This is a genomic window from Bartonella rattaustraliani AUST/NH4 (genome assembly GCF_000312565.1).
Taxonomy (GTDB): domain Bacteria; phylum Pseudomonadota; class Alphaproteobacteria; order Rhizobiales; family Rhizobiaceae; genus Bartonella; species Bartonella rattaustraliani.
Window position 1 is genome coordinate 19,345 of sequence record NZ_CALW02000031.1, and the last position, 19,146, is coordinate 38,490.

General features: G+C 37.1%; 12 protein-coding genes, 1 tRNA gene and 5 pseudogenes. 7 read left to right on the forward strand and 11 right to left on the reverse strand.

Annotation, left to right across the window (positions count from 1 at the left end):
• Positions 1 to 292: 292 nt before the first annotated feature.
• The 4 genes and pseudogenes from holA to BN67_RS12680 form a co-directional block, all read right to left on the reverse strand.
• A complete protein-coding gene (holA, locus tag BN67_RS04745; RefSeq protein ID WP_019222996.1) occupies positions 293 to 1,333 on the reverse strand; it encodes a DNA polymerase III subunit delta in 1,041 nt (346 codons plus the stop codon).
• Positions 1,334 to 1,337: 4 nt separating this feature from the next.
• Positions 1,338 to 2,132, reverse strand: a pseudogene (locus BN67_RS12670) (ABC transporter ATP-binding protein).
• A pseudogene (locus BN67_RS12675) lies at positions 2,129 to 3,014 on the reverse strand (ABC transporter permease). Before BN67_RS12675 ends, BN67_RS12670 begins: the two co-directional pseudogenes overlap by 4 nt.
• 64 nt (positions 3,015 to 3,078) lie before the next feature.
• Positions 3,079 to 4,047, reverse strand: a pseudogene (locus tag BN67_RS12680) (ABC transporter substrate-binding protein).
• A 190-nt stretch (positions 4,048 to 4,237) separates the two neighbouring features.
• Here BN67_RS12680 and BN67_RS04765 point away from each other — a divergent pair.
• Positions 4,238 to 4,312 (forward strand) — tRNA-Gly (locus BN67_RS04765).
• A 229-nt stretch (positions 4,313 to 4,541) separates the two neighbouring features.
• Here BN67_RS04765 and BN67_RS04770 read toward each other — a convergent pair.
• Together BN67_RS04770 and BN67_RS04775 are read right to left on the reverse strand one after the other, a co-directional pair.
• Entirely contained in the window at positions 4,542 to 6,023 is a 1,482-nt protein-coding gene (locus BN67_RS04770) for a replicative DNA helicase (RefSeq protein WP_019223002.1), read from the reverse strand.
• Between the two features lie 22 nt (positions 6,024 to 6,045).
• Positions 6,046 to 6,396: pseudogene (locus BN67_RS04775) on the reverse strand (DNA adenine methylase); the annotation flags it as partial.
• Between the two features lie 842 nt (positions 6,397 to 7,238).
• Between BN67_RS04775 and BN67_RS04780 the strand changes: the two are divergent.
• Both BN67_RS04780 and BN67_RS04785 read left to right on the forward strand, forming a co-directional pair.
• Positions 7,239 to 7,901: a lysozyme gene (locus BN67_RS04780; protein ID WP_019223004.1), complete on the forward strand. Its 663-nt coding sequence runs from the start codon at positions 7,239 to 7,241 to the stop codon at positions 7,899 to 7,901.
• Positions 7,898 to 8,125 carry a hypothetical protein gene (locus tag BN67_RS04785; RefSeq protein ID WP_019223005.1) on the forward strand — a complete coding sequence of 76 codons (228 nt, stop codon included), beginning with the start codon at positions 7,898 to 7,900 and terminating at the stop codon, positions 8,123 to 8,125. The genes BN67_RS04780 and BN67_RS04785 overlap by 4 nt, the downstream gene beginning before the upstream one ends.
• A gap of 1,634 nt (positions 8,126 to 9,759) precedes the next feature.
• Here the strand turns inward: BN67_RS04785 and BN67_RS15405 are convergent.
• Entirely contained in the window at positions 9,760 to 9,888 is a 129-nt protein-coding gene (locus tag BN67_RS15405) for a hypothetical protein (RefSeq protein ID WP_425277076.1), read from the reverse strand.
• Between the two features lie 68 nt (positions 9,889 to 9,956).
• On the reverse strand, positions 9,957 to 10,817 hold the full coding sequence (gene thiD / locus BN67_RS04800; RefSeq protein ID WP_019223008.1) for a bifunctional hydroxymethylpyrimidine kinase/phosphomethylpyrimidine kinase: 861 nt from the start codon (positions 10,815 to 10,817) through the stop codon (positions 9,957 to 9,959).
• A gap of 131 nt (positions 10,818 to 10,948) precedes the next feature.
• Between thiD and BN67_RS04805 the strand changes: the two genes are divergently transcribed.
• The 3 genes from BN67_RS04805 to BN67_RS04820 all read left to right on the forward strand — a co-directional run bounded on the left by BN67_RS04805 (position 10,949) and on the right by BN67_RS04820 (position 14,582).
• The gene (locus tag BN67_RS04805; RefSeq protein WP_192813124.1) at positions 10,949 to 11,755 is read left to right on the forward strand and encodes a lysophospholipid acyltransferase family protein; all 807 of its coding nucleotides are present in this window, start codon (positions 10,949 to 10,951) and stop codon (positions 11,753 to 11,755) included.
• Positions 11,756 to 12,417: 662 nt separating this feature from the next.
• Positions 12,418 to 13,524, forward strand: coding sequence for a D-alanyl-D-alanine carboxypeptidase family protein (locus BN67_RS04815; protein ID WP_019223011.1), 1,107 nt, complete (start codon positions 12,418 to 12,420; stop codon positions 13,522 to 13,524).
• A gap of 5 nt (positions 13,525 to 13,529) precedes the next feature.
• On the forward strand, positions 13,530 to 14,582 hold the full coding sequence (locus BN67_RS04820; RefSeq protein ID WP_019223012.1) for a CobW family GTP-binding protein: 1,053 nt from the start codon (positions 13,530 to 13,532) through the stop codon (positions 14,580 to 14,582).
• Between the two features lie 426 nt (positions 14,583 to 15,008).
• On the opposite strand, the pseudogene BN67_RS14815 reads toward BN67_RS04820, so the two are convergent.
• Both BN67_RS14815 and BN67_RS15205 read right to left on the reverse strand, forming a co-directional pair.
• Positions 15,009 to 15,620 (reverse strand): annotated as a pseudogene (locus BN67_RS14815) (integrase); the annotation flags it as partial.
• A gap of 218 nt (positions 15,621 to 15,838) precedes the next feature.
• Positions 15,839 to 15,964 (reverse strand): hypothetical protein, encoded by a 126-nt coding sequence (locus BN67_RS15205; RefSeq protein ID WP_019223014.1) that lies wholly within the window; start codon positions 15,962 to 15,964, stop codon positions 15,839 to 15,841.
• A gap of 1,195 nt (positions 15,965 to 17,159) precedes the next feature.
• On the opposite strand from BN67_RS15205, the gene BN67_RS13210 reads away from it, so the two are divergent.
• Positions 17,160 to 18,140 (forward strand): DUF6990 domain-containing protein, encoded by a 981-nt coding sequence (locus BN67_RS13210; RefSeq protein WP_156791635.1) that lies wholly within the window; start codon positions 17,160 to 17,162, stop codon positions 18,138 to 18,140.
• Between the two features lie 232 nt (positions 18,141 to 18,372).
• Here the strand turns inward: BN67_RS13210 and BN67_RS04850 are convergent, their stop codons facing one another.
• Positions 18,373 to 19,122 carry a L,D-transpeptidase family protein gene (locus BN67_RS04850; RefSeq protein WP_026088175.1) on the reverse strand — a complete coding sequence of 250 codons (750 nt, stop codon included), beginning with the start codon at positions 19,120 to 19,122 and terminating at the stop codon, positions 18,373 to 18,375.
• Between the last annotated feature and the right edge of the window lie 24 nt (positions 19,123 to 19,146).

The window sequence follows — 19,146 nt, forward strand, 5'->3', positions numbered from 1 at the left end:
ACTTCACGACATTTAAGCCTTACTCTCAAGAAGAAAAATAATTTATGATCGTTATAAATGAATATGTTAATTCTTTTATAAAACATACAAAAATACTCTGACCATAAACCCCTTAGTTTTATGAGAACAGATAACCCAAATACCCGATGAAAAACTTGTCAAACATGCCTTTTAGAGACCACGATTTTGATTTTTCAAAAAACAGATAAACCTTATGAGAGAAGTCTTTCACAAAACTTTCAAATCAATCTACACAAATACAACCCAATCTGCTCCAAGACAGCACAATATTTTAAGCTGCCATTTGGCGTCGTGCAATAATTGTAAGCCCCAGTAAAGCTTGACGAATGATAGCTTCTCCTAAAAGCGGATTTTTACGACTCTCTAAAACAGCGGTTTGAATTTTTTCCATTGCATAAGAAATATATTCCAACTTCCAATATCTTAAAGCGTGTTCAACTGTTTTTTTCCGCTGGAAAAAAATCGGCGGTCGTGCTTGAGAAATCACTGTAAAAGGCGTTTTCCCTTCAACCTCCACTTGATAACGCAAAAGTTGTAACTGCTGAAAATGCCTTTGTGCCGTAGTTAAAATAAGAAAAATTGTACCATGCAATGCTGCATATCGACTAAAGTGAGCCTCAAAACCTGAAATATCACCCAATAAAAGGGCATCAACCACTTCATCAAGAGAAAGAGCACTCACATTACTCACCACAGCTTTTACATCTTCAAGAGTGATACACCTCTCTGAAGCATAAAGACAAAGCTTCTCTAATTCACCCCGCGAAACGAGACGGTCCGCCCCTAAACTTTCATGCAACCACTTGCGTGCATCTAAAGAGAGGGTCTTTTTAAAATGCCCTAAAATCTCGTCCATCAAACCATCAAGAGAACGCGCATCGTCTGCAAAACAAGGCAAAGCCATTGCTTTTGAAGCCGTTTCAACGACATTGCGCAGCCCTGTTCCTTTTTTCAAATCTCCAGCCTCAATAAGAATAAAACATGCCTCTGGCGGATCTTCAATTAAAAGCTTTAAAGCTGTAAGAAAACCCTTTTGATTGGCACCATTAGAAATCCATATCAAACGGTCCCCTCCAAAGAGTGATAAAGTACGTGCTTCATTCCCCAAACGTGCAGGATCTTTATCAATTTCCACTGCATCCAAACGAATTGTTGAAAAAGGATCGTCTATTGCCACCCGTGTAAGCTTTACAAAACATTGCGCACGCTCACAAACAAGACCACGATCTGGCCCGTAAATAAGAACAATAGGAAAGGCACGTGAGAAACGTGTGAGAAAATGATCAACTTCATGCGCTTTTTTCTGAGCCAAAATACTAATCCATTAAAAGGGCATCATCATCAAGAACTTCCCCACGAACTTTCTGAAACATGCCAATTAAATCATTTACACCTAAATTCCTACGTTCTTCTTGACACACATCCAAAATCACCTTTCCGCCATGCAACATTAATGTGCGATCTCCATAGTCAAGAGCTTGACGCATAGAATGTGTCACCATAATAGTGGTTAATTTCTTCTCTTCAACGATTTTTTCGGTTAACTGCATGACAAAATCAGCCATTCTTGGGTCTAATGCTGAAGTATGCTCATCAAGCAATAAAACATCCGCATGCGCTAAGGTCGCCATTACCAAACAAATTGCTTAGCGCTGTCCGCCTGACAAACTATCTATAGGATTATGGATATATGCTTCAAGACCAATGCCTAATTTGGCAACTTCCTCTCGAAAGAATTTCCGTTTTTCATGCTTTAAAGCTAAACGCAAACCACGACGGCTCCCCCGAAGAGCAGCAAGAGCCAAATTTTCTTCAATTGTTAAAGAACCGCAACTTCCTATTAACGAATCCTGAAAAACACACGCAACCCTTCCAGTGCGCTCACTGACTGATTGTCTGGAAACATTTTGTCCATTGATCACCACTTTTCCTTCTGTAGGAAAAATTGCGCCCGCTAAAACACTCAACAAAGTTAATTTACCAGCACCATTTGAACCAATAATCGTGACAAAACTTCCCCAATCAATCTTAAGGTTAATATCAATGAGTGCCTGTTTTTCCAAAGGCATTCGCGGTTTAAAAGTGACCCCGACATGAGAAAACCCAATCATTGTTTACGCCTCCCCCAATAGCGTGGTATAATAACAGCTAAAACAACTAAAAGTGCTGTAATCAACTGAAGATCTGTCGATGTATCAATACCAATTCCGTTTGCTTCAAAAGCAAATTGCACTGTAATACGATAAAGTACAGACCCTACAATACAGCTCACAACAATCCAAAAAATATTGCGCGTATAGAATAAAGTTTCACCAATAATAAGTGCTGCTAAATCAAAAATAATTGTCCCTATTCCACCGGTAATATCGGTCGCAATTGCAGTTTGTATATAAAGAGAACCACCAAGCGCAACACAAGCATTTGAAAGCCACATACCAAAATAAATCAAGCCCGACGTATGAACCCCTTGCGCTGTAGCCATACGTGGATTAGCGCGCATTGCAAAACCTATTTCACTTTCTAAAAAACGCCAAATCAAAAATGCCACAATCAGCAATAGAACCCCAACCAAAAGAGAACGTACAAAGATATCAGGCAAACCAAACACATTATAAAAGGGCGTTAAAGCAGTATCAGCAAGTGCCAAATTAACACTGGCCCCTCCCATAATCCCCATAATACGAAGATTGATTGTGTAAAGTGCAGACATTGTCAAAATGGAAGCCAAAAGATTCAAAATGCCAAAACGCAAATTAAGTAAAGCGGTCAATAAACCAGCTACCATACCTGCACAAAAAGCGCATGCCATAGCGATCCATGGATTAAACCCTAGAAAAATCAAAACGCCACAAACACATGATTCAAGAAGAAATGAACCATCAACGGTTAAATCAGGAAAATCCAAAATACGAAATGAAAGATAAACCCCTATAGCAACAAATGCATAAATTAAGGCCTAACTCCACAGCTCCAGAAAACGCAAAGACACTCATCCAAAGACCATCCTCATAAAAACCGCACGTAGCTTTACCGTATCAACATCACCCCCATAAAAGATTATTGAATAACTTTTGTCGCGCTTTCAATAATTGCTTTCGGAATCACAATACCAACTTTTTTAGCTGCTTTTAGATCAATTCTAATATCATTATTAGCAGCCTGTACCACATCAAAATTACTAGGCTTTTCACCCTTTAAAATACGGACAACCAGTTTTCCAGCTTCAACGCCCACATCGTAGAAATTGACTCCCTGTGTCATAAAAGGACCACGCCCAATAGAATCACAGTATACAGTAAATAAAGGCGTATTCGTCTCCTAGGTGATTTTTGCTACACCCTCTAAAACAGAAAAAACCGTACTATCAGCAGGAACAAACATAACATCCACTTTGTCCGCTAAAGCTCGTGTTGCGGCTTGAACATCAGAAGATTTAGGCGCCGATGAAGCAATAACTTTAACTCCAACTTTATTTGCAACATCTTTTAACACCTTAAGTGTTGAAACAGAATTTACTTCGGAAGCATTATAAAGGAAGCCTATTATTTTTAAATCTGGTTTCACTGTTTGCAAAAATTCAAGACTTTTTGCAACATCTATATAATCAGAAGTTCTCGTCACATTACCACCAGGTTTGGTCAGTGAAGAAACTATTTTCGCACCGATAGGGTCAGAAATTGCAGCAAAAACAACAGGAATCGTCTTGGTTGCAGCAAACACTGTTTGTGCTGAAGGTGTACTAATAGCAACAATGACATCAAGCTTATCACCGACAAATTTACGTGCAACTTGCGTTGCTGTAGAAATATTGCCCTGCGCTGATAAAAAGGTAAGTTCTAAATTCTCACCTTGTTTATAACCACTTTCTACAAGGAAACCTATACCCCCTTTGCGAACGGCATCTGCAGCAGGATGTGCCATAATTTGTGTTATGGCAACTTTAACATGATCACCAGCTTTTGCAAAATTTTTCATGGTAAAAACAGTTGCAATGACAATCCATAAGAGACTTATTCTTTTTAAAATTTTACTCCGCTCCTCTTTGTATGAAAAATAAAGAAAGGGTAACGTATTGAAGAGAATTTCTAAAATCAATCTTTAATTTTTGAAACATTCGCAAAATAAATCCGCTTAAAATGTTATTTTTTTGTTGCAATTCGTAAAAGCCTGCGCCATACAATCAACATCTGAAGCAAAATATGTTTCGAATCGATGAGCGGGTGTAGCTCAGGGGTAGAGCACAACCTTGCCAAGGTTGGGGTCGTGGGTTCGAATCCCATCGCCCGCTCCATGAATTTGTTATGTATGTGTAGCTTGTCAGCGGTGTAGCTTGTCTGTAGCTTGTCACCAGGTTTTGCAGAATTTGACACCAGGTTTTGCAGCAATTCATTTTTAAAATTCACGTCTTTTTAAAAAAATTAAAGAGGTTTTCAAAGGGTCTTCAAAGGTCTTTCAAAGGGCGTTTTAAGATGCATAATTTTGGGTGAGAGCCTCTTGGATTTTTTCTAAGATATTACCGATTATCTTCTCTCTTCCAGATTGCTAAAGCGTGTAAAATCGGATTGAAAGGCAAGAGAAACGACGCCTGTCGAACCATGACGTTGTTTGGCTATAATAACCTCAGCTTTGCCCTTGGCTTTCTCCATTGCCTCTTGCCATTTACTATACTCAAGGGAGCCTTCTTTGGGTGCTTCATTTTTGAGATAATATTCTCCACGATAAACAAACAGCACAACATCGGCATCTTGTTCAATGGAACCTGATTCTCGTAGATCGGCAAGCTGGGGACGTTTATCTGTTCGGTTTTCAACTTGGCGTGAGAGCTGTGAAAGAGCAATGATGGGGATATTGAGTTCTTTTGCCAAAGCTTTAAGCCCCATGGTAATCGCTGTGATTTCTTGAACACGGTTTTCTGAAGAACGTTTTGCGCTACTTGTCATTAACTGGATATAATCAATGACTAAGACACCCAAACCATGTTGGCGTTTGAGACGCCTTGCACGGGCGGATAATTGGGCAAGGGAGATACCACCAGTTTGGTCGATATAAAGGGGTATTTTTTGTAAATGATGCGTTGCACGAATAATTTTGCTCAATTGCTCTTCTGAGAGATTGCCTCGTCGAATATCACAAGAAGAGACCTCTGTTTGTTCAGAGATAATACGGGTTGCAAGTTGTTCTGATGACATTTCCAATGAGAAAAAGCCAATAATCCCTCCTTCATGGGCTTGTGAGGGATCTTTGATTTTCTCACTATGATAATGAGCCTTGGCAATATGAAAGGCAATATTGGTAGCAAGTGCAGTTTTACCCATCCCTGGGCGCCCAGCTATGATAATCAAGTCGGATGGCTGCAACCCTCCCATTTTTTCATCCAATGGTTTTATATGAGTCGCTAACCCTGAAAACCTTGAGGAGCGCTTTTTAGCAGCACTCGCCATGTTCAGTGCTTTTGCAATGGCTGTATCAAAGTTTTCAAACCCACCCCCATATTTGCCTTTGTCGGCAAGTTCAAACAATTGATGTTCAACAGTTTCTATTTGTTGTGTTGGTGTAAGCTCGAGTGGAGCCTCAAAGGCTGTCGTGACAACTTGATGTCCAAGATGTATCAACGAGCGTCGGATAAAAAGATCATAGATAACCCGTCCATAATCTTCAGCATTAATGATTGTCACCGCGTCTTTGGCTAAACGAACAACATAATGAAAGACGCTAATATCACCAATTTTTTCTTCAGCTGGAATACAGGATTTAATGGTAATAGGGGTTGCAACTTTGCCGTTTTTGATCATATGCAAAACTGTAGCAAAAATCTTTTGATGAAGAGTTTCAAAAAAATGTTCTGCTTTCAAAAAATCTGCAACACGATCAAGGGCATCATTGTTAACAAGAATTGCTCCAAGCAATGCTTGTTCGGCTTCAATATTATGCGGGAGTTGGCGAATAGAAGAGAGCAAGCTGTCTCTTGAATTTTCCGTTTTTAGCCGGTTTACTTTTTCCATGTCTCTTTTCTCCTCTCCTTTGCTAAAAATCACAATTGGAAATGATGAGCTCTTGAGCCGGAGTCGGCTTATTTGATGAAGAGCAGGTATAAGAAGTGGTGACCTCTTTTATCTTAAATGGGCTAAAGCTTTTACGGATCTCGGGCACATCATTGAGAGACAGAAGAAACTTCCCCTTTAATTGTGCAAGCAGTGCGGACATCCTCTGATAATCCTCTCGCTTAAACAAATCCTTTCCATAGTAATCCTCAGCACCCCAATAAGGCGGATCAAGGTAAAACAAGGTGTTCTTCCGGCCATAGCGCCTGATAAACTCAAACCAATCTAAATGTTCAATGGTAACACCTGCTAAACGACGGTAAATGCGCTTGATATGAATAAAGACGAAAGCATTATTCATATGAAAAAATATATAACCAAGATTATCGTTCAAGTTTATTACAGTACAATATTCTTAAAAGAAACATCAAATATCATTGATCTATATATTGAATATGCTCCTCTAATATATTTTTTCAGTTGGAAACAGACGATAAGAGAGGGATAAAATATCTATTATGTTTTTATATAAATATATTTTATTTATAACAAAATTTATGTAACACTTTATTTCAAATCATTCATGAAAGTATGTTTTTAAGGAAATTAAGCAATTAGAGGAAAAAATAAATAACAATTAAATTAACTATGGATTTTTTGATTCAATATGTATAATACGATATGTATTTGATGTATGATTCTAAAATAATTATTAGATATGGAGTGTTTAATTATAATGTCTATTTTTGTTTTTACAAAAATTTCCGTTACGTAGGTAATGGATTTTATTATTACTTAAAAATCAATGCCTGTTCGTTCGTTAATTATCCATTTTTTATTGGAAAGAGCTTTTCTTTGCTAAAATTATTGAAATTTTTCAAGTAACTTTTCTCTGAATTATTTTAGATCAATTATATTTATAGGTAGAATATCTGATTATAAATTGATTTATGAAAAGTTATTGTATTTAAGGATCAAGAAAAATTAATTATTACAAAATGAATAGTAATTAAAATATTTTTTTGTTGTAATTAAAACGATATGGTCTTTAACGTATCGTGCTATGGTGGCTTTAGCTCAATGAGTCCATTTCGCCGTTTCGTTCTTAAAAATTGAGTAGATGTAAGTTTTGAATTCATATCCTGCTTTGTGTAGGTTTTTTATAGGGTAAGAATAATGCGAAAAATATCAACAGAAGCGCTTGCACTGATTAAGCAATGGGAAGGCTTACGTTTAGAGGCCTATGAAGATTCCGGCGGGGTATGGACAATTGGTTATGGGCATACAAGTGCAGCTGGCGCTCCAACTGTCCATAAAGATATGCAAATTACGGAAAAAGAAGCTGAAAAAATCCTTCGTCAGGACTTGAAAAAATGTGAATCCGTTGTTGTAAAAGCCGTTATAGTTCCTTTAAACGATGAACAATTCGCAGCATTAGTATCATTTTGCTATAATGTAGGAATAACAGCTTTTTGCAAATCTACACTTTTAAAAAAGCTCAATAAAGGTGAATATGAAACGATACCAACTGAATTGCAAAAATGGACAAGAGTAGGAGGAAAACGTATTCAAGGTCTTGTCAATCGTCGAGCAGCCGAAGCAGGGTTATGGGTGAAAGGAGCTCATGTTGCCCCCAATTATCATGTAATAGAAGCAGAAGGTGTGACAGGCATTTGCAAAATAGAAGCTCTTGCCCCAATCATAGGCTCTTTTTCAGGACTTGGGGGACTTTTTGCCGGAAATGGCCCTGTCCAATGGGCCTTAGCAGGCATTATGGTTGTAGCTGCTTGTACAGCTATGGTATATATTGCTAAGCGTTTTCAGGAACACCGCCTATGATCTTATGGATAAAAAAATATCTGACTATGACGTCAGCAATCATAGCAGTTTTTTTTATAGCTTTAGTGAAAGCCTTTTTTCTTGGAAAAAGGGCTGAAAAGCAAAAACAAACAAAGGAAGCTTTTAATATAGCGAAAACACGGCTTGAGGTAGAAAATGAAATTAACAAGAAAAGTGATGCTGATGTGCGTAATAAGCTTTCTAACTGGTTGCGTGACGAATGAACGAACCTCTTGTATCGGATGGCTACCAATTTATTTGAATCGAAAAGACATCAGTGTCATTAGCCCTAATTTGGCAAGAGATATTTTAAAACATAACGAACAAGGTGAGCGTTTATGTGGGTGGAAACCTACACGAAAGGTAAAATGATGAAAGTGTAATTCCTCTGAAACATTAACAATGAAAAAATTTGAAAGAGGTGAGTACATTCAAATTGAAAGCAGAAGCACTTAAAGGATTAAAATACTTTGATAGTCTCTTAATTTAATTGGAGTGACAAGCAGATGTTTGGTTTGAAACAAAAGGATTCAACTGGTTTAGCTTGTCATCGAATTTTGCATAATTTGACAATAGGCTGTGCATTAAGTTATTTTTTTCAAAGAGTTTTTAAAGGGATTTTCAAAAATTATTTAAAGACCCTTTAAGACACCTTTTTCTTTTTTGCTAAAAATCGCAATTTTTACTATTTTTCGCATCTTTTTCCAATTTTAGGTATCAAAGTCTATTTTGATAAAACGCACATTTAATGGTAAAAAATAGTCGTAAAAACAACAGATTACCACGTATTCCGAACGAATCCCACCTCTTCCCACTTGATGCAAAACCTACTATCAAACTACAATCGTTTATGCGATTGAAGCTCGTTACTGGATTTTGTATATTGTTGTACAGATTTCAGAGCAATGTCCTTTTTCAAAGAATTTGAAAAGGCTCTTAAAAAATCCCCTAAAGTGCAAAACTTCCTTTAAATTACACATGGAGTGAAAATAAAGGGGGATTGCAATACTATTCTTTCTAACGGTAGCATTTATTTTATTTGTATTTATAAAGATTATTTGTTGTTCTCTCCCTTAAATTATAACTCTGAATACCCGTAAGATTCTCTCATCTCAAATCACTTTATCTTGAATCAATTTTGTTTACTTGTCTTTACACTATCAGCAGGATTGTAGTAGAGATAAAAATTATAGAAGAAAAATGCCTCTCATAAACCGCCTTCATGCAAGAGCTGTTGCAATGCCATGAGTTGCTCAATATACAATAAGCTTGTAAAGAGAATGATGGTGCCGGATTGTTATGACAGTACTCAATTTATTTGTAATAATAACGCATTGATTTATAATATTAATTTACTATTTCCGACATAAATTGAAAACAAAAAGTACCATAAAATCTTCTCACTTTTATGATGAATGAATAAAACCACACACCCACCACCAACCAAATTAAAATGTCAATAAAATCGTTTAAGAAAAACCTGGACTTTCATAAGTTATAGAGTGATTACGAACACCACAAGCAGTAAATATTAAGATAGCTAAGCTTTGTAGCAAAATACAAAATTCGCTCTTTGATTAAATAATAGTACTGATCAAACAGCAAAATCTACCATATCATTTTAGTATCTAATGACCACGAATAACTTTCCCTTTTGACTTTCTGCACTTACTTTGGTTTTCCGTGTTTACATAGATACAGAGTGTTTAATAACTATGAGCACTTCACTTCCTAACAACATAGCTGTACAAGATCTTTACAATCATAAAATAAAGATCAGGGCTAGAATAATCACAATGAGTCTCATTCCCCTGAGCAAGAGCACTAAGATGCCTACCTTCTTAATAAAACTACCTTACTACCAAGTGTTAAAAGCTGTGGGACATATTGTATTTAATGACCATTGCACTTCACTTCCTAACAACAGATCTGCCTCAGGCAAATTTGGAGTGATCAAAGTTAAGAGCGGAACAAAAACGCCACGCATAATTTCAATCGCATCAGGCTTTACAAGCTAATTGGCCCTCTCTTTTTCCCCTCACATTAATGGCTTCATCAATTTTTCCATAATGTATAAAAATGGTGAAGTGGGCCTCGACCTTTCCCTACTTGTAAAGTGCTCGCAGCAGATAAAGCACCACTCAAATAATCTTTTGCTTGTTTAACCGCACAAACCAAAGGCTGCGTCGGCAACAAAGCTGCAATTGCAGCTGAAATGGTACAACCCGCACCATGATCATTGGTGGTGACAAAACGTGAAGCTTCAAGCGTCACGATACCTTCACCATCACAATAAAGATCAGGGCTAGAATGCTCATAATAAGCCTCGTGTGCCTGGGAAAGAGTGCTAAGATGCCCACCCTTTAATAAAACCGCCTTACTACCAAGTGTCAAAAGCTGTGGAACATATTGATACATCGCCTTTAATGACCATTGGACTTCACATCCCAACAACATGGCTGCCTCAGGCAAATTTGGAGTGATCAAAGTTGAGAGCGGAACAAGAAAATCACGCATGATTTCAATTGTATCAGGCTTTAAAAGAACATCGCCACTTTTTGCTACCATCACCGGATCAAAGACAATAAAACGGGGTTTATGATAAGCTAAACGCTCTGCAATAACCTGTGCAATCTGAGCATTTGCAACCATACCAATTTTCACGGCATCAACATCAACATCCTCAAAAACGGAATCAATTTGATCCGCAACAAAAGCCGCCTCCAATGCCTGAAAAGCACGTACACCTTGGGTATTTTGTGCAACAACAGCTGTAATCACACTCATGCCATAGGTTTTCATCACTGAAAAGACCTTCAAATCGGCCTGCATTCCTGCACCACCAGAAGGATCAGTTCCAGCAATAGATAAAATACGTGGAATAAAAGTTTTATCTTGGCCAACCTGTGATTTCATCAGCCTCTTTCCTTATGTCTTAAAATATCAAAAAATAGGTTCTTAAAAAAAAAGACATCTGAAAAAACGTAAAGAGAGATGTTTTCTCATGTTAAACTACATTATATACATGGTATTTTTGCAGATATAAAATGGAAAATACAGTGCTTATTCTTCGATCTCTTCTTTTCACATTAACTTTTTATATAGTGACTCTCATACAAATGATTCTTTATGCACCTGTCTATTTTTTCATGCCACGTAAAAAAGCCTGGATTGTGCCTAAAACATGGGCGCGCGTCACACTCTTTTTACAAAAATATATCGCGGGCACAAGTTATGAAATTGAAGGATTAGAAAATCTCCCCAAAGGAGCCTATATCATCGCTCCCAAACATCAGTCTGCATGGGAAACCTTCGGCCTTGTTCCCTATTTGGATGATCCAGCCCTCATCCTAAAGCGTGAACTTACATGGATTCCACTTTTTGGCTGGTATATGGCAAAAACGCAAATTATCCCCATCAACCGAACAACACCCACTAAAGCCTTAAAAACCATCATACAAAAAGCAAAAGTAAAAGTAAAACAGGAACGCCAAATTCTGATTTTCCCCGAAGGAACACGCCAACAACCAGGTCAAGAGCCAAATTATAAATCAGGAATCGTTGCGCTCTACAATGAATTAAAACTTCAAGTTGTTCCTATCGCACACAATGCCGGTTTATATTGGCCACGCAATAATTTTCGCCGTTATCCTGGAACAATTCGCGTTCGCATTCTTCCCCCCATAGAAGCCGGTTTAAGTAAACGTGATTTCCTAGATCAACTTGTACAGAAAACAGAAAAAGCCTGTGATGAACTGCTTTTATTAGCCGCCCAAGACCCGACCCCTCCACCTATGCCGCCTTGTGCTATTAAAAGGCTTAAGGAACTCAATAAAAGCAAGTTAATTGATTGATTTAATAAAGATAATTCACTATCATTCATATAAGTATATAAGGTCGAAAATATGAAATAGAGGATAATTCATTTTTATCTTCATCAATGAATTATCAACAAACTTTCTTGCAAAGAGCAAAGAATGTGTAAGTAAAAACTTTTGGGAAAGACGTAAAGATACCCCTTAATCAATCATTTCAATGCAAAAATTAGGTGTCCATAAGATAAAAAGCAATATGATGTTATGCCAATCTCATCCCCTTCTAAGCATAAAAATAAGGGGGCAAAATGTGCTTGAGACTATAATATCATTAATATCATTCACGGGTTGCGCTCAAGATAAAATTAAGACAAAATAAATTTTCTTTTTTCAAAATAAGTATATGAAAAAGCAAAGCAACGCTATAACTTTCTTCAAGAAAAATGTAATTCTATCAAAGAACATGACAAACAAAATAAGACGTTGCATAATATCCATTCTTGGAAAGAGAGTGTTCGAAAGACTTTTTATAAGTTATAAAGTTGGATTCAAGGGGGAAAATGATCAAAGAGAGATTGATTTTATCCTCTAAAGAAAAACTGATACAATATTAACCATTTTCCTTCTCTATCACGGATAAAAAAGCACTGTGTATTACATTATTCTAAAGAATTGATAAAAAAGTATTGGACTTTAACTGAATGCAACGACTCTTTTATAATGTATTTTTATCTTTTATTTTGCTTTTAACAAGCACTTTTGCTTTGGCGCATCCTTTTATATCTGTTGATGTTGAAACAGGACGTATCCTAGAACATAATCAAGCTTTTGAGCGTTGGTACCCAGCCTCCTTAACAAAATTAATGACCGCTTATGTCATTTTTCGTGCCATGAGCCAAGGAGAAATTTCATCAAACAAACGTATCACCATCAGCGAATATGCAGCAAAAGCACCTGCTTACAATTCAGGTTATAAAGCTGGTTCCGTTCTCACACTTGATACGGCTTTAAGTATTACTATGGTTAAATCCACCAATGACTTAGCTATTGCTATGAGTGAGGCAGTTGCTGGTTCACAAAAGGCTTTTGTACAAAGAATGAATGCAAACGCTCAACGCCTAGGTATGTTTGGAACACATTTTGCGAACGCAAGCGGCTTACCAAACACACAAAACTACTCTACAGCACGTGATATTGCTCTTTTAGCGGTGCAAATTCGCCGTGAATTTCCTCAATATGCCCATTATTTCTCTATTCCCGCCATTGATTTTGGGAACAAACGAAAAATCCAGCACAATTCAAACAACCTCATTGGTCGCTTTAATGGAATAGATGGCATGAAAACAGGTTTTATTTGTGCCTCCGGTTTCAATCTTGTTGCCTCAGCAACCCGCGATAAACGCACAATTATTGCTGTTATCTTAGGGGCTCACAATATAAATGAAAGAGAAGAACAAGCCGCACAATTGCTCGAAACCGGATTTTTACATAACGGATCGCTCCAATTAACATTGGCAACACTAGAACCCTATGGTATAAAAATAGCACAAGCAACGGATATGAGAAAACAAGTGTGCACTCCTGAAAACATACAAATGCATGAAAATTCTTATGACGATCAAGGAAATATTGTTTTTACTTCACCTTTAATCAATGATTCACCTGCTTTTGCACCGCCTTTATCAGTACGACTCATTCGTGCACCAAAGAAACGTGAAGTTAAAGGAAAGCCAATAAAAAATTTCCATATTCCGCACCCAAAACCAGCCAATCGTTCTATGACAAAACCTATAAATCACAATCGATAAGATATATGAAAACAAAACGCATTCCTCTCACACTTATTACCGGTTTTTTAGGCTCTGGTAAAACAACTTTACTCAACCGCATTCTACACGATCCTCTTTTGACTGATTGTGCCGTTATCATCAATGAATTTGGTGAAATAAGCATTGACCACCTTCTAGTTGAAAAAGCAACGGAAGGAATTATCGAACTTGCAAATGGCTGTTTATGCTGCAATTTGCGCAGTGAACTTATCGATACATTGGCTGATTTAATCAATCGCGTTCAAACAGGAAGTCTCAAACAACTCAATCGCATTATTATTGAAACAACAGGAATGGCTGATCCAGCGCCTATTTTACAAGCTCTTCTAAGCCACCCACTCTTTATGCAAACATTATCAATCGACGCTGTTCTTGCAACATTTGATACCTTAAACACACCTTCCATACTCGAATGCTATCCTGAAATATATAAACAACTCGTACTTGCTGATAAAATTATCCTTACAAAAACAGATCTTATCACTTCAAAAACGCTTTCAAATACACTCCTTGGTACACTCAAAACAATAAATCCTACGGCACAAATAATTGATGTCCATTCTGATCATTTCTGTTTAAATTCCTTAATCAATACAACACTATGGGATGAAAAAGAAGAAAATACACAATCTCAACAATGCCTCCCTCACAACCATTCTCATCACAAGACACTTCACACCTTTTCGCTAAAGTGTGAAGAGACTATGGATTATGCCACTATCGAAGCTTTTTTAGATCTCTTAACAAACCTTTATGGCCGTCAATTATTACGTATTAAAGCAATCATCGCATTGCATGATGATCCAAATCGTCCGCTTGTCTTGCATGGTGTACAAACATTTTTCCACCCTCCAGTAAGACTAGAAGCATGGCCAAAAGAGACCACACAAACGCATTTTGTCATTATTGCCGATGGTGTTGAAAAAGAAGCAATAGAAAAACTCTTCAATGCTTTTCTAAACAAACCAGCAATAGATACTGCAGACAAAACCGCTCTACTGGACAATCCCCTGATTGTTCCAGGAATAAAATTTTAATTTTTTTCAAATCTTTAGTGAGAAACTTAAATCTTCAGTAAGAAAACCTTAATAAACAAGAGAGCCAACCTTTAATCAGACCATACTATAGCACAACACATTGACTTATAATGATAAATCATCATTTTACATCGTGAGTGAGAGTTTTGAATCTTGAAAATTCTTTCATTTCAAACCTAGTTAATCTTGAAACCACACAACCACTCTTTCGCCTATCATGAAAAGGATTGTAGAGAAAAACGATTTAAAAAACGAAAAAGCCTTTTATGAATCGTCCCCATGCTAAGACCATCGCAACACCATAAGCAAGTAAAGAGAATTGAACCGATAAAGAGAATAATGATACAAACTTGTGACTTCCAGAAAGGATGCTAAAAGGTATTTTTGGGAATGAAAGAGGATGTTAAGAAGCGCTTCTGTACGCTACAAATCCAGAACTGTATTTGGGAAAGGAATGCGAAATTCTGTTATCACATCACACCTTCCTTTCATATTTCCGAGCCAAGAATAGTCCATATATTCCCTTCAATCTGATCTTCACGAATATAACACAAAAGATCGCTACAAACACCTGTCAGAATAAGCAAACGCAAAGTTAATTGTGTGAGAGGTGGTGTTTGGCAAAGTATTTGATAAAAAGCCTGCACATCTTTCCAATCCATTGCAGATATATTCATAACTTTATGGCGTTGTTTTCCTAAGAGGGCGCGTGCTTTCTCTGTTACTTGTCAATCAACATCCAATCCCAATGCAGCAGCATGTTTGAAACAAAGATTAAGACGAATGAGCGCGTCCTAGGCTGTTCCTGCTTTTGTATGCCATACGGGGGCAAGCGTGTTGCGCATTTCTGTTTGTGTAATTTCTGAAATGAATAGACAGCATGATTTGGGGAAGACATGAAATTGTAAAGATGAAAACCAATATCCAGACTTATCATCATCCTTTAATTCAGTTTTACGGCTTTCAAAAATACCCACAGCCTTTGAGAGAATGAAGAGTGCGCATTGCTTCACGCTTTTGTTTCTCACGCTCTTTAATGGGATCACGACCCTCATTTAAAACAGAACGCCACCCACGTTACATGTTCATAGGCTATTCCTGCTTTTGTATGCCATACGCGGGCAAATGTGTTGCGCATTTCTGTTTGTGTAATTTCTGAAATGGGTAGACAGCTTCATTTGGGGAGTACATGAAATTGTAAAGATGAAAACCAATATCCAGACTTATCATCATCCTTTAATTCAGTTTTACGGCTTTCAAAAATACCCACAGCCTTTGAGAGAATGAAGATATCGCATTGCTTCACGCTTTTGTTTCTCACGCTCTTTAATGGGGTCACGACCCTCATGTAAAACAGAACGCCACCCATGTTGCACGTTCATAGGCTTGTCTTAAAGAGACTTCTCTGAGAAACACTTAAACCCATTTCGCGGCGCTGTTTTAGTGAATTGTATAACGATAAAGCCTGTATACTAATAAACCCATTGAGCACCACCATCTTCACACTAGTAAAGAGACAAGCCGGCACCATATCTCTACTAGCTCATGGTGTTGCGAAAAGTCAGCACCGTCATTCTATTTACCAACTCATGGTATATTGACAAACTTGTGAGATTGCGACAGCCACTGCATGAAGGCTGTTACTGAGAGGTATTTTCCTCCTTTCTTCTATAATTTGATCCTTATGCCAACCCCGCTAATAGTATAAAGCCAAGTGAAAAAATTAACTCAATAGAAAGAGATTTGAAAAGAGAGAACCTTATGGATATTCAGGGTTATGATCCAAGAGAAATAACAACAAATAGTCATTATAAATCAATATATTGTTTAAGATAGGAGAACAGTTTATGTGGTGAAAAAATGATGAAGAGCGCTAGCTTTGGTAAAAGAAGCTGCGAAAGAGCATTGTCTTTAATAGAAGAGGGTGAAACATTGGTTTTTGTGGAAGCAAATATTAAAGAATGTGAGTGGGTATAAAAACTGGTTGAGAGAAATTCATTGTTAGATAAAATGATTGCGTTCTTTGGTACAAAATTAAAAAAATCTAGCAAAAATAAAAGACAAAAAGGGGGAAATACAGAGGGCAAAATTGGGAATTTTATCAAGAGCCGCATAAGACGCTGAGATTCTTTTCGTTTGAAGAAGATTCTTTATCAAAAAGAGATTGCAGAAGAATCTTTTTTACCCTCGTGATCTTTTATCTATTACAACGAAATTATATGTTTCTCTCTTTACGAGTGGAAAATAACAGGATGCTGCCATTGTCGCTCTTTTTTTTGCATAGCAAGAGTTTGTTGTAATGTATTTTATGTTTCTCGTAGTGGTTATATTGGGGTTTCATATGATTTTCTGGATCATAATTAAAGAAAAAGATCCAGAAATTAAGAAAGCAATCTGCACATAAAACAACACAAAATAAATTGTCTTAAAAACAAGTCACCTAAAGGGCGATGGGGGAAAAATGAACAATCATTTTATAACATTTTTAACTGTATGACTTACAGTGGCTTTTTTATTTTTCGCTTTAAAGTTTATTGTCACACTCTGCTACTTTATTTTCAAACGTGCCAGAATGTATTGCAATGTGAAAAAACACTGAAAAGACTACATAATGAAAACAAGAGCAATATTGTTTCAACATCTGAGCAAAAAAGATCAGAAGAAAATGTTGAAGATGATTATAACGACGATGATGATGAAATTTTAACCATGGAGAATGCAACAGCACTTCTAAAAAAATTGGGATGGTCGGTCGAAATCGACAGTGTGGGAAATCATGTAGCGACACTCTTTTTACCCGATCGCGAAATACAGATCTTTTATAATGATGAAATTCATGAGGATTTTCCGCAATTTGATGGTGGATTTTTGGTTGTCAACGGTATTCTTACTGCTGCTTGTCACCTGATTAATCCTGTCAATTCTCAAACATTACCAGATCTCGAACTGGATTTTGACGCAAAGGGATTGAGAATTTGCGAAGACAAGGTCACTAAAAAGCGCTTAAAGAAAGAGCTTTGTAGATCTTTAATAAGGGCAGCAGAAGTTGTTGACCTGAAGGAAATGCTTCTCTTCTATTATAGCACACCACCTTGTAAAATGAAGGCCGTTAAGAAAACGCGTTATTATCAGGGTAATTTGGGGATGTTTAAATTGTCGGATGATGACGAAACCTTACAACCTAATAACGAAAACTTGCAAGAGAATGAGAGCTCGAACTTTGATTTAAAAATGGAAGAAGTCTTTTTTGAACATCCCAGAGATGTTCAAAACTTTCTTTCTTATTCTCTACTTCATCTTAGGGCTCTTGCATTGCTGGACGACGTCGAGACCTTGCAAACTTATCACAAAAGCTTTTCACAAGGCTATCGCCTTGGCTTCGATACAAGCATTAGAAAAACCTATCTTGAACGTGCTATAGTACTAGCAAAAGAAGTCGCAAAGGAAAAATATCTCAATTATGCTTTTCTTGATAGAGTAGCAGAGTTCTTGGCACCTAATAAAGACAAGCACCAGTTATCTACGCTTTCGAACCAAAAATCCAGAATTGTGCAATGAAAATAGATATTATCACAGAAAAGCCGTTAATCTGTTCAAACAAAAACTAAGAAAACAAGGATACCCTGTGCTCTGAGAGGAACAGAGAGTGTTGCAAATGAACCTATACTGTTTAAAACAGAAGAGAGCTGTGATATCCAGAAGCACCCCATTTACTGTATCACAAAAGCTCTCCAAGCATTCATACAGCATTTTAAATAAATTGATCTTCATTGTCACAATAAAATGATATTCATGGTTTTAAAGAAGCTGAAACTTCACCATTATTACGATTGAAAACGTAACGTCTTCCATAAACTTCAACCATTGGAGGTTTACGATTTTCCTCAAAGAGATCATAACCTTCTTTAAGCATAACCCAGAATTTATAATGAGGATCATTTTTATAACGCGCCATATTCTCTTCAGTCATGCGGAAAGGAAAAGCTTGTAACTGAAATTCTCTCTGTCCCCCTCTAAAGGCATCACGTGCAAAAGCATAAATTTGTGCCATATTTTTATCGCTCATAGAATAACACCCTGCAGAAAAGCAAGAACCGTGCACCATAAGATTGCTTCCCGTACGACCATTTTCCTGATCATAAAGGTTAGGAAATCCTATATTAAAAGAAAGATAATATTTCGAATAAGGATTCATTTGCTTTGCGCTAACAGTATAAAAACCCTCCGGTGTCTGAAGATCCCCTTCCTTATATTTGGGTCCAAGCTGCCCCGACCATTTACAAATACCATAGCGAGCCACCAACATAAAACGCCCTGAGCGGGATTGTTTCCAAATTTCAGCAAGATTCTCTTGTTTAAAAAAACGCATCATAATCGGTGCATAGGGATCAATATCATAGAGAGCCATTCTATTTTGGATCTCTTGCGGAAGTGGCTGCTCAACTTTAGCACGGATAGAGGCTGGCAACCTTCCCTCACATGCCGTTAAAACTCCCACAGCAAACAAAACACATATTGTGAGGAACCTCTTGACTATCATTGAATAAACCTCCGAATCATTCCC

What these genes read in the sequence shown, in the direction of transcription:
- BN67_RS04770 (WP_019223002.1), bottom strand. Translation starts at nt 6,023, where the DNA reads ATGGAAAAAGTAAACCGGCTAAAAACGGAAAATTCAAGAGACAGCTTG.
- BN67_RS04780 (WP_019223004.1), top strand. Translation starts at nt 7,239, where the DNA reads ATGCGAAAAATATCAACAGAAGCGCTTGCACTGATTAAGCAATGGGAA.
- BN67_RS04785 (WP_019223005.1), top strand. Translation starts at nt 7,898, where the DNA reads ATGATCTTATGGATAAAAAAATATCTGACTATGACGTCAGCAATCATA.
- BN67_RS15405 (WP_425277076.1), bottom strand. Translation starts at nt 9,888, where the DNA reads ATGCGTGGCGTTTTTGTTCCGCTCTTAACTTTGATCACTCCAAATTTG.
- thiD (WP_019223008.1), bottom strand. Translation starts at nt 10,817, where the DNA reads ATGAAATCACAGGTTGGCCAAGATAAAACTTTTATTCCACGTATTTTA.
- BN67_RS04805 (WP_192813124.1), top strand. Translation starts at nt 10,949, where the DNA reads ATGGAAAATACAGTGCTTATTCTTCGATCTCTTCTTTTCACATTAACT.
- BN67_RS04815 (WP_019223011.1), top strand. Translation starts at nt 12,418, where the DNA reads ATGCAACGACTCTTTTATAATGTATTTTTATCTTTTATTTTGCTTTTA.
- BN67_RS04820 (WP_019223012.1), top strand. Translation starts at nt 13,530, where the DNA reads ATGAAAACAAAACGCATTCCTCTCACACTTATTACCGGTTTTTTAGGC.
- BN67_RS15205 (WP_019223014.1), bottom strand. Translation starts at nt 15,964, where the DNA reads ATGAACGTGCAACATGGGTGGCGTTCTGTTTTACATGAGGGTCGTGAC.
- BN67_RS04850 (WP_026088175.1), bottom strand. Translation starts at nt 19,122, where the DNA reads ATGATAGTCAAGAGGTTCCTCACAATATGTGTTTTGTTTGCTGTGGGA.